The organism is Vreelandella venusta, assembly GCF_007989605.1.
GTDB lineage: Bacteria > Pseudomonadota > Gammaproteobacteria > Pseudomonadales > Halomonadaceae > Vreelandella > Vreelandella venusta.
Genome location: NZ_BJUL01000039.1, coordinates 1 through 11,168 on the forward strand (window position 1 = coordinate 1; position 11,168 = coordinate 11,168).

An 11,168-nucleotide genomic window follows, 5' to 3' on the forward strand; every position below is an offset into this window, starting at 1 on the left:
GAGGCACCCGCGAACGGCGCAGCCGCCCAATAAAAACCCCGCAAGCTTTGTGCTTGCGGGGTTTTGTATTACTGAGCATGGTTCTCAGAGCCATGTTTAGAACAGCTCAAAGAACGCTAGCTAGCATGCTTAGCCAAGCAGGTGCTCAACGGCCGCGCGCTCTTCACGCAGTTCTTTCTCGGTGGCCTGCATCTTCTCTTTGCTGAACGCGTCCAACTCAAAGCCTTGAACGATTTCATACTTGCCACCCTGACAACGCACTGGGTAGGAGTAGATGATGCCTTCTTCAATGCCGTAGCTGCCGTCAGCAGGGATTGCCATGCTAACGATACCATCGCAACCCAGCGCCCAATCACGCATGTGATCAATCGCTGAAGACGCCGCAGATGCAGCAGAAGACGCGCCACGGGCTTTGATAATCGCCGCACCGCGCTGCTGTACTGTCGGGATAAAGTCGTTTTCGTACCAGTCACGCTCAACCAGATCGAAGGCGGCTTTGCCGTCTACTTTGCACTGTGCCAGATCCGGGTACTGGGTAGCACTGTGGTTGCCCCAGATAATCATGCTGTCAACGTCAGTAACGTGCTTGCCGGTTTTCTGAGCCAACTGCGTTAGCGCACGGTTGTGGTCCAAACGCGTCATCGCAGTGAACTGGCCTGCGTCTAAATCCGGCGCATTGCAAGAAGCAATCAATGCGTTGGTGTTAGCCGGGTTACCAACTACTAGAACGCGCACGTCGCGGCTAGCGTGGTCGTTCAGCGCTTTACCTTGTACAGAGAAGATCGCGGCGTTGGCTTCCAGCAGATCTTTACGCTCCATACCCGGGCCACGCGGACGTGCACCTACCAGCAAGGCGAAATCGGCATCTTTGAAGGCAACGTTCGGATCATCAGTGGCAACGATATCTTGCACTAACGGGAAAGCACAGTCGTTAACTTCCATGACAACGCCATTCAGGGCGTCCATGGCTTGGGGAATTTCGAGAAGCTGGAGAATGACTGGCTGATCCGGCCCCAGCATATCGCCAGCGGCGATGCGGAAAATAAGAGAGTAGCTGATCTGGCCGGCACCGCCGGTAATCGCAATACGTACTGGATCTTTCATCATTGCTCCTTGATGGTTCGCCTAGGATGGGTTCTCGCCTGAGAGTGGGACGACAGAACTCAAGACGCAAAGATGGTATGCCCAGATGTACAAAAACTCAATCATACATGAGACTACTACCCATTCTCGCGGTTGCTTGGTACTCGCTGCCAGACGCCAGTTGCGCTATGGTATACCGGTCCGCTAAGCCTTAGTTCTTAGCCTGACACCCTCTTCAGCATGACTTACCTTGTGTAATTTTTTTGGGTTAATACGGATATAACTCCCCCATGCGACGAATCCCCTACTCTTACGCGCTTGCTAGCCTGCTGGTTCTGGCGCTTGTGATATGGCTAGCGATTGGCGATTTTCAGCGTTTCCAAAGTAGCCCACCTGAGGTAAATACCACTGAACGCGACTCAACACCCCGTGTAGAAGTGATGACCCAGCAGAGCGCGCCCTATATCCCTAAGCAAGTACTGCAAGGCCAACTGACCGCGGAAAGAGAAACCCTGCTGCGTGCCAACGTGACTGGCTATGTCGCAGAGCAACCCGTGACCCAAGGGGCAACCGTCAGCCGAGGCGAGACACTGCTGGTACTGGATAACGATGCGCTCCCTCAACGCCTACGGCAGGCACGTGACGAGTTAACGCTCGCTGAAGCGGAGTACGCCGGCGCCCAAAATTTGCGTCGTCGTGAGCTAATTTCTCAGCCAGAATTGCTACGCCTGCAAAGTGCCTTGAGCGCCAGCGCAGCCCAAGTAGCTCAGTTGGAAAAGCAGTTAAGCGATACCCGCCCAACCGCGCCCTTTGAAGGCGTGTTGGACCGTGTCCAGGTAGAGCTTGGCGACTTGCTGCAGCCAGGCGAAGAGTGGGCACGACTGATCGATGACCGCCGCTTAATCGGCACCGCTTGGGTGGCTCAACAGCAAATCGGTGAGTTAAGCGTTGGTTTACCTGTTACCGCACGACTGCTCAATGGTCAGTCGCTTTCCGGCGAAGTGTCGTACATTAGTAGCCGCGCAGAAGAAGCCACTCGCACGTTCTATATCGAAGTAACGCTCGACAATCCAGAAAGGCAACGCCTAGCAGGCAGTAGCGCTGAATTCACCATAACGCTGCCACCTCGACAGGTGCATACTCTATCGCCTGCTCTCTTTAATCTGAACGAGCAGGGTCAATTAGCTATCAAGCATGTTGTTGAAAATAACCGCGTTGCCCAAACGGCTATTGAGCTGGTCAGTGCTGATACCGAACGCGCCTACGTGACAGGCTTACCCAGCTCCGTGCAGTTAATCACCCTTGGCGCGGGGTTAGTTAGCCCAGGTGAAACCGTAACGCCAGTGTCTATCCAGGAAGGTGGTCATGCGTCAGTTGATTAATGCGGCGCTAACCCACACGCGAACCACCCTACTGCTCCTGGTTGGCTTACTGCTGGCGGGCACCACTGCCTGGCAGATGATTCCCAAGGAAGCCAACCCGGACGTCACTATCCCGATTATATACGTCTCGCTCTCGCTGGAAGGCGTTAGCCCGGAAGATGGTGAGCGCCTGCTAGTTCGCCCAATGGAGCAGGAACTGCGTGGAATCGAAGGGCTACGCAAATTTACCGCCCAGTCTAGCGAGGGTCATGGGTCGGTGACGCTGGAGTTTGATCCTGGCTTTGATCCGGATACAGCGCTTTCTGATGTGCGCGAGCGCGTGGATATCGCCCGCAGTAGCTTACCGGATGAAGCGGACGAACCCCGGGTCATGGAGGTTAACGTCTCCGAGTTTCCGGTGTTGAGCATTGGCCTTTCCGGCGAGTTGGATACCCGAGAACAGGTGACCATCGCACGTCGCTTAAAAGAGGAAATAGAGGGCATTGCTGACGTCCTAGAGGTCGATATCGCTGGCGACCGCGAGGACTTACTCGAAATTGTCGTTGATCCGCTGGTACTGGAAAGTTACGGCGTTGATTTTGATACGCTGTTTAATCAAATCTCACGCAATAATCGCCTGGTTGCTGCAGGCAGCTTGGATACTGGCGCTGGACGGCTAGCACTCAAAGTACCGGGCATTATCGAATCGTTAAACGATGTCATGGACATGCCGGTGAAAGTTGACGGCGACCAAGTGGTTACGTTTGGTGATGTTGCGTGGATTTTACCGACCTACAAAGATCCCGAAGGCTTTGCCCGCATCGACGGCCAGCCAGCAGTAGTGCTGGAAATTTCCAAGCGCGCCGGGGCGAATATCATCGCCACCATTGAAGCCGTAAGAGAACGATTTGCCCAGGCAGGCGACCTACTACCGGAACAACTACGTATTACCACGATTTTAGACGAGTCGGTTACCGTTCAAGACATGCTCTCTGAGCTGTTAAATAACGTGCTCACCGCAGTGGTACTGGTATTAATTGTTGTCGTAGCCGTTATGGGCTGGCGCATGGCGCTGCTGGTAGGCTTGACTATACCCGGCGCATTTTTAACCGGCATTTTATTGGTTTGGGCATTTGGTTTTACGCTCAATATTGTGGTGTTATTTGCGCTGATCTTAGTGGCTGGCATGCTAGTGGATGGCGCGATTGTGGTCAGCGAACTCGCTGATCGACATCTCCATGAGGGGCAGTCTCCCCACCAAGCGTGGCTGAATGCCGCAACACGTATGAGTTGGCCGGTTATTGCTTCTACCGCGACAACGCTTGCGGTATTTATACCGCTGCTATTTTGGCCTGGCGTGGTAGGCCAGTTTATGAAGTACCTGCCTGCCACGGTCATCTTGTGCCTTATAGCGTCGCTAGCCATGGCCCTGGTGTTTTTGCCTACCCTGGGCCGACTGTTTACCCGCACATCCCATATAGCAACTGCGGGAGCTGGCCCAGTCGACGAAAGCACGGCACTTGGGCGTGGCTACCGCCGCGTGCTCGGGCGTTTGCTGCAACACCCTGCCTGGGTGCTTGTGTTTGCGGTGCTGTTAATTGGATTGATTTATACCGGCTATGCTCGTTTTAATCACGGGGTTGACTTCTTCCCCAGCGTAGAGCCGGACAGCGCCCAGGTGCTGGTACGTGCGCGAGGCGATTTTTCCGCTGAAGAAACCGACGCCATTCTAAAACGAGTGGAAAACCGGTTAGGCAGCATGGGGGAAGTCGAAGCTCTTTACGCACGCTCTTTTGCAGTGCCCAACCAGCAAATGGGCAATGATGTGATTGGGATGTTGCAGTTTCAGTTTGTCGACTGGTATCAGCGCCGCCCTGCCCGCACGATTTTGGCTGACATGGCCGAGCGTACCCAAGACCTGCCGGGGATTACGCTAGAGTTTCGCGAGCAGGAGATGGGCCCTGGCGGCGGCAAACCGATTGTGCTTGAAGTCAGCGCCACCGATCCCGATATTGCAAACGCTGGCGTTGATCAAATTACGGCACTAATGCACGAGCTAGGCGGTTTTACCGATATCCAAGATAATCGCAGCCTGCCGGGAGTCGAATGGCAGGTAAAAGTTAATCGTGAAGCTGCTGCCCGCATGGGCACCGACATCACCACCATTGGTAGCGCCGTACAGCTACTAACCACTGGCCTTCAAGTGGCCAACTACCGTCCCCCCACCGTTACTGATGAGGTGGATATTCGTGTTCGCTTACCGGAACACTGGCGCACGCTCAACCAGCTTGAACGGCTGACGATCAACACCCCACGCGGCCAAGTGCCTATTGCACACTTTGTAGATATTACGCCCGCCCCCAAAGTAGGCACCCTGAATCGCATCGATGGACGCCGTGCGATTACCGTTGAGGCCGATTTAGCACCCGGCTATTTAGCGGACGAGCGGTTGCGAGCGCTGCTAGAGGCAGGCAAAAGCCAACTTGATAGTGGTTTGATGGTTAATGTGGCGGGTGAGCAAGAAGATCAGCAGGAATCCATGCAGTTCTTGATCAGCGCTTTCTTGATCGCGATTGGGCTGATGGCGCTGATTCTGGTCACTCAGTTCAATAGCTACTATCAAGCAGCGCTAGTGCTATCGGCCATAGTATTCTCGACGGCGGGCGTTTTGATGGGGCTGCTCGTTACTGGCCAAGCGTTTGGTATTGTCATGGTAGGCATGGGCATTATCGCCCTGGCAGGCATTGTGGTTAACAACAATATCGTCTTGATCGACACTTACAACGAGCTGCGCGGGCAAGGCATGCCCCCAACCGAAGCGGCACTCGAAGCAGGCACCCTGCGCTTACGCCCAGTGCTTCTCACCGCCATTACCACCGTGCTGGGGTTAATGCCGATGGTGCTGGGAATCAACGTTAATCTTTTCGCACCCGCGTTAGGTTTCAATGCCCCTTCAGCTCAGTGGTGGACACAAATGTCTAGCGCAATTGCAGGCGGCCTCACGTTCGCCACCGCCCTGACGCTCTTATTAACCCCTTGCATGCTAGTGATAGGCGGCAAACTAAGGCGTGATAGGTGAGCAGTGAGAAGTGAAAAGAGTGAGAAGTGAGGCTGCATAGCAGACGGGGATGGGGCACCGTTCGTAGGTGCCTCATTTGCTCGTGCCTTGCAGGATTCGTTACACCGCGCTACAGGGATGCAACCATTGAACTCAGTGGTGTTGTAGCGCGTGGTAAGCGAAGCGCACCCGCGGGGCAGTACAAAGCGCTACGCTGGTGACTTCATCTGCTGGGGGCTGTGAGCAGCGTGCAGGCGGGCGATTAACTGGTCTTCGAGGGCGAAGCGCTCTGCCAAGCCTTTCGCTAACCGATCAATCCAGGCGGGTAAACGCACTAGATTCTGCTGACAGCGAATCGGTGAAGCGAAGTCTTCATCGAACTCCAGCACCATGGCCGTTGACATTTCTAAGCGCTCAAGAAGCTTTGCGGCGATTTGTAGCGCACTCTCATCGTCGAATGCCTTCGCTTCCTCAGCAAGCTGGGGATAAATCTCGAAGTGCCCAGCGCTGATGTAGTCCATCAGCAACTCACTAAAGGTGTCAATGCGTGCTTTGCTAATCGCCTCTAATTCGGCGTCACACGCTTCTTGCAGCTCAATGAAGCTAACTAACAGCGAACGACGCTGATCAAGCCAGCGATCAATCAAGCTATGCACGCCCCCCCAGCGCTCCAGGGCATTTTTGCAATCTTCGAGCATGGGGCTTTCTCCTTACAGATAGCCGTCTTCAACTGAGCTAGACTCGCGCGTCCGTGGACACCTGTCAATCCTAGCGGGTACGGTTTACTTAATTAAATGAGGCCAAACGATTAACGTAAACCATACCACTTATTTAACTCTTTTTTACAGACCATGTTTTTACATGGCCATGTTTTTACGGACTATGCTTTTAAAGACCACAGAATACGCAGAGGCGCAATGGCGAGCAATAAAAAGCCGATCAAGGTCCATGCAGGCAGCGACAAGCCTAAGAACATGAAATCGATTGAAGCACATTCACCAGAGCCGGTAAGCACCATGGCAACCACTTCTTGCATCGGCAAGATATCCATCATGTACTCAAGGCCTGGGCCACAGGTCGGCACTTCGTCGGCGGGCAAGCCTTGCAGCCATACATGCCTTCCAGCAATAAAAGCACCGGTACCTACTGCGGCTAAGCTCAGTAAACCGTAGATAGCTTTGCCTACTTTGCCACTTGGGTTGTGGAGGGCAGCGATCCCCAGCACCAGCCCTGCGGCAATCACCGCGACCCGCTGAAACACACACAACGGGCAGGGCTCTAGCCCCATAATATGCTCAAGCCCCAAGGCTACTGCCATCATCAGAACACAAAAGGCGAAGCCAGCCAACGCGATGGGACGAACTGCTAACGATGTCATTGACCATCCTCTGGTGAAATAGCAGATAGCGCTCTGGATTCACGCGCTTTGGCAAAGTATGTGCTTAGGAACTCACTAAAGCTCTCTTGGTCGGCCTCTTCAATATCGTGCTGCTGTTGGTGCGAGGTTTCGATCAACTGAGCAAGCAGTGCTTCACGAGAACGTAGCATGGGCGTGGATTTAAGCTTCTCGGCCTGCTCTTGAGCCAATTGCAGCAGCGTATCGCTGAGCGAGCCATTACCAGCTTCCAGGCGCGCCAGTAGTTGCGCTGAGGGGGTTAGAGAAGGGTCTTTCAGCCGCGGCGCTAGCTCAGCAAGTGCCGACGCATGGGGCGCGCCCTCTTCTACCGCATCCAACAGCCGTGCCACTTCAGCCATTTCCGCAAAAATCTGCTCGCCCCACTCCTTCACAGTCGTCGTTTTGCCGTTATGGATCAGCTTCAGCGCTGGGTCACGCCCACGCTCAACGACAAAACGACGATTGTCGTCTAAGCGGTCGCACTCTTCGTCTGAAATCCACGGGCTATCGCTGAGCAGACACCACATTAGGAAGGTATCAACAAAGCGCATCTGCGCCTCGGTGACCCCTAGCGGGTCGAATGGATTAAGATCCAAACAGCGTACTTCGATGTACTCCACCCCACGCGCTTCCAGTGCTTGACTGGGCGTTTCGTTGTGCTTGGCGACTCGCTTAGGGCGAATATCGCTGTAGTATTCGTTTTCAATCTGCAAAATATTGGCGTTTAACTGCTGCCACTCGTCGCCATTCTTCACGCCCAGTTTTTCGTAGTCAGGCCACGGAGTAGAAATAGCGTGCCGCAGGGTGTTGACGTAGTTAGACAACGAGTTAAAGCAGATTTTAAGCTGTGACTGCACTTTATTCTGATAGCCCAAATCCGACATACGTAGCGTGGTCGCATAGGGGGCGTAATAGGTGTCGTCGCTCAGCGTCTGAAGTTTTTCAGGCACTGTGCCCGTTGGCAGGAAACTTTTGTCGATGGCGGGTGACGCGCCGAATAGATAGAGCAGCAGCCAGCTATGACGACGAAAATGCCGAATCATGCCGAAATAACGCGTAGAGCGATAATCGTTAAAAGGAATATTGGTGGCTTTTTCAAGCTCACGCAGGGCGTGCCACATATCATCAGGTAGCGACACGTTGTAATGCACTCCGGCGATAGCCTGCATAATACGCCCGTAGCGCACATCCAACCCTTTACGATAGACATGCTTCATGGTGCCCACATTGGAGCTGCCGTAGTCAGCAATCGGCACGCTATCATTGCCGGAAAGCCGAGATGGCATGCTGCCTGGCCAAATCCACTCGTTTTCCAAGTGGTGATAGGTAAACGTGTGCAGGTCTGATAAAAATGCCAGCGCTTCTTTGGGTTCTGAATACACCGGTGTGATGTACTCCAATAGGGCTTCGGAGTAGTCAGTGGTGATATGTGGGTGGGTTAGCTTTGAACCCAGCGCGTAGGGGTGTGGCGTTTGAGCAATATGGCCGTTGGCATCAACGCGCAGGCCCTCTTTTTCCACCCCGCGACGCAGGCGACCTAGACGCCCTAAACGCGCGCTAGGCAGCAAGCGCTCAACCTGGGCAGTCAGTGTGGATGGCACAGTGAGAGGTTCAGACAAGGTGAACACTCCTTGTTAGTAAGGCCTGCTTAAAGCAGGCCTTGTTGAAATCAGCTGGCATCGCCATGTGGTTTATCACGTTTTTTACCGAGAATAGACAGCAGGATATGGCGGCAACCATTAAATATTCAAGGCGCGCGACTATTTGCCCTGCTTTGCTTTAAGCAGTGCTGCGCCGAGCGCGCCCATTGGTGCCGCTGCTTCGCTGGACTTTCCGCTCTGGCGCTGACCACGACCATTCTGTCCAGAACTCGCCGACCGTTGACTACGTGCAGGCTTACGAGGCTCGCCGTTAGTGGAGTCTGAAGCCGCTTGCGCCTGTTCTGGCTCATCATTCAAACGCATTGAAAGCCCTACTCGCTTGCGGGGAATATCCACGCTCATCACCTTAACTGTAACGATATCGCCAGCTTTGACTACGCTACGGGGATCATCGATAAAACGGTCAGAGAGCGCTGAAATATGCACGAGCCCATCTTGATGAACCCCAACATCTACAAAAGCGCCGAAGTGGGTCACGTTGGTGACCGTACCTTCCAGCACCATGCCCAGTTTCAGGTCTTTGAGTGTTTCGACGCCTTCACGGAATTCAGCCGCCTTAAACTCCGGGCGCGGATCGCGTCCTGGCTTATCCAACTCTTTGAGAATATCGCTGACGGTAGGAACACCGAAGCGCTCATCAGCGAAGTCGGCGGGCTTCAGTGCTTTTAGCGTCGCACTATCACCAATCAGGCCTTTTATATCCCGGCTATTCTGCTTGGCAATACGCTCTACTAGCGTATAAGCCTCTGGGTGAACAGCACTGGCGTCCAGCGGATTTTCGGCGTTGCTAATGCGTAAAAAACCAGCACACTGCTCAAATGTTTTTGGCCCAAGGCGGCTAACTTCCAACAACTCTTTACGGCTTTTGAAGGCACCTTTAACGTTGCGTTGGGCAACAATATTTTCAGCAATGACAGCACTTAGCCCTGCAACACGTGAAAGCAAGGCGCTAGATGCCGTATTGAGATCCACACCGACTGCGTTAACACAGTCCTCTATGACGACTTCTAAACTACGTGACAGCTGCACCTGAGAAACATCGTGCTGATACTGACCAACACCAATAGATTTCGGCTCGATTTTCACCAACTCGGCAAGCGGGTCTTGCAGGCGGCGGGCAATAGAGACAGCGCCGCGCACGGTGACATCAAGATCCGGCAGCTCACGGGAAGCGTATTCCGATGCGGAGTAAACCGACGCCCCCGCTTCAGACACCATAACTTTGCTTAAACGATGTTCAGGTGCTAACGCCTTCAGCAGATCACCTGCCAGCTTGTCGGTTTCGCGACTGGCGGTGCCATTACCAACGGCAATGAGTTGAACGCCGTGCTGTTTCACTAGCTTAGCGAGCACATTGAGCGATTCATCCCAGCGATTCTGCGGCGCATGGGGGTAAATCGTCGCTTGGTCGATAAATTGACCGGTTGCATCCACCACCGCAATCTTGCAGCCGGTTCGTAGCCCCGGGTCAATCGCGAGAGTCACTTTTTGCCCTGCAGGAGCGGCCAGCAAAAGGTCTTTCAGATTGGCGGCAAACACCTCGATAGCGGTTAACTCTGCCTGCTCGCGCAAACGACCTAACAGCTCGGTTTCAAGTGCGGTATAGAGTTTTACACGCCACGTCCAGCGCACGACTTCGCCCAACCATTTGTCGGCGGGGCGACCTTCATCGCTAATGCCGACTTGTTTGGCAATGGCGACCTGGGCCGGATGAATGGGCGCATCCTCTTCGCCCGGCAGGCGAATCGCCAGGCTTAAAACACCTTCGTTGCGACCACGGAACATAGCCAGCGCGCGGTGAGATGGCACCTTGGCCAGCTTCTCGTCATGTTCGAAGTAGTCAGAGAACTTCGCGCCCTCCTGCTGCTTGCCGTCTAGCACGCGGGCACTTAATTCGCCCTCTTGCCATAACCGTTCACGCAACAGGCCAATAAGTTCAGGGTCTTCGGCGAAGCGCTCCATGAGAATTTGCTTAGCACCATCAAGGGCGGCTTTGGCATCTTCAATGGCTGGAATATCGCCCTCTTCAGGGCGCAGGTACTGTGCTGCTTCGCTTTCGGGATTAAGCTGCGGATTCGCCAATAGGGCATCCGCCAGTGGCTCTAAGCCCGCTTCACGGGCAATTTGTGCTTTCGTGCGGCGCTTTTTCTTAAACGGTAGGTATAAGTCTTCTAGGCGTTGCTTCGTCTCAGCTGCCTGAATCGTTGCTTTTAGCGTGGCATCCAGCTTGCCTTGCTCATCGATGGCCGCTAGTACGGCTTCACGGCGTTCTTCTAGCTCGCGCAAATAGCGCAGGCGCTCATCCAATTGGCGCAGCTGAATATCATCAAGGGCACCCGTTACCTCTTTACGATAACGAGCAATAAACGGCACGGTAGCGCCACCATCCAGAAGCTCTACCGTTGCGGAGACCTGTTCAGGCCGTACGTTTAGCTCAGTGGCTAAGCGTGAAATAATACGTTGTTTGACATCCATAACGTGCAACTAACTCATGCAGCATTCGAGGTGCCGACAAGGTACCACAATCGCACGATACTGGCATGAATTGGCTACGATGGGGAAACTTCCCTCGCGGGTGCGCTTCGCTTACCACGCGCTACAACACCACC

7 protein-coding genes are annotated in these 11,168 nt (G+C 54.0%); 2 read left to right on the plus strand and 5 right to left on the minus strand.

The window, feature by feature from the left end; translation table 11 throughout:
- Nucleotides 1-129: 129 nt before the first annotated feature.
- The gene (locus tag HVE01_RS19360; protein WP_125749914.1) at nt 130-1,104 is read right to left on the minus strand and encodes a malate dehydrogenase; all 975 of its coding nucleotides are present in this window, start codon (nt 1,102-1,104) and stop codon (nt 130-132) included.
- A 269-nt stretch (nt 1,105-1,373) separates the two neighbouring features.
- Here HVE01_RS19360 and HVE01_RS19365 point away from each other — a divergent pair, with 269 nt between their 5' ends.
- Nucleotides 1,374-2,465 (plus strand): efflux RND transporter periplasmic adaptor subunit, encoded by a 1,092-nt coding sequence (locus HVE01_RS19365; RefSeq protein WP_146945444.1) that lies wholly within the window; start codon nt 1,374-1,376, stop codon nt 2,463-2,465.
- Nucleotides 2,449-5,523: an efflux RND transporter permease subunit gene (locus HVE01_RS19370; protein ID WP_125749920.1), complete on the plus strand. Its 3,075-nt coding sequence runs from the start codon at nt 2,449-2,451 to the stop codon at nt 5,521-5,523. The genes HVE01_RS19365 and HVE01_RS19370 overlap by 17 nt, the downstream gene beginning before the upstream one ends.
- A 188-nt stretch (nt 5,524-5,711) precedes the next feature.
- Here the strand turns inward: HVE01_RS19370 and rsd are convergent, their stop codons facing one another.
- From rsd to HVE01_RS19390, 4 genes are all read right to left on the minus strand, one after another.
- Nucleotides 5,712-6,200, minus strand: a complete 489-nt coding sequence (rsd, locus tag HVE01_RS19375; protein ID WP_125749924.1) for a sigma D regulator — start codon at nt 6,198-6,200, stop codon at nt 5,712-5,714.
- A 182-nt stretch (nt 6,201-6,382) separates the two neighbouring features.
- Nucleotides 6,383-6,880, minus strand: a complete 498-nt coding sequence (locus tag HVE01_RS19380; protein ID WP_125749927.1) for a disulfide bond formation protein B — start codon at nt 6,878-6,880, stop codon at nt 6,383-6,385.
- Nucleotides 6,877-8,517 (minus strand): glutamate--cysteine ligase, encoded by a 1,641-nt coding sequence (gene gshA, locus HVE01_RS19385; RefSeq protein WP_146945445.1) that lies wholly within the window; start codon nt 8,515-8,517, stop codon nt 6,877-6,879. The genes HVE01_RS19380 and gshA overlap by 4 nt, the downstream gene beginning before the upstream one ends.
- Before the next feature lie 141 nt (nt 8,518-8,658).
- A complete protein-coding gene (locus tag HVE01_RS19390; RefSeq protein WP_146945446.1) occupies nt 8,659-11,034 on the minus strand; it encodes a Tex family protein in 2,376 nt (791 codons plus the stop codon).
- Nucleotides 11,035-11,168: the final 134 nt, after the last annotated feature.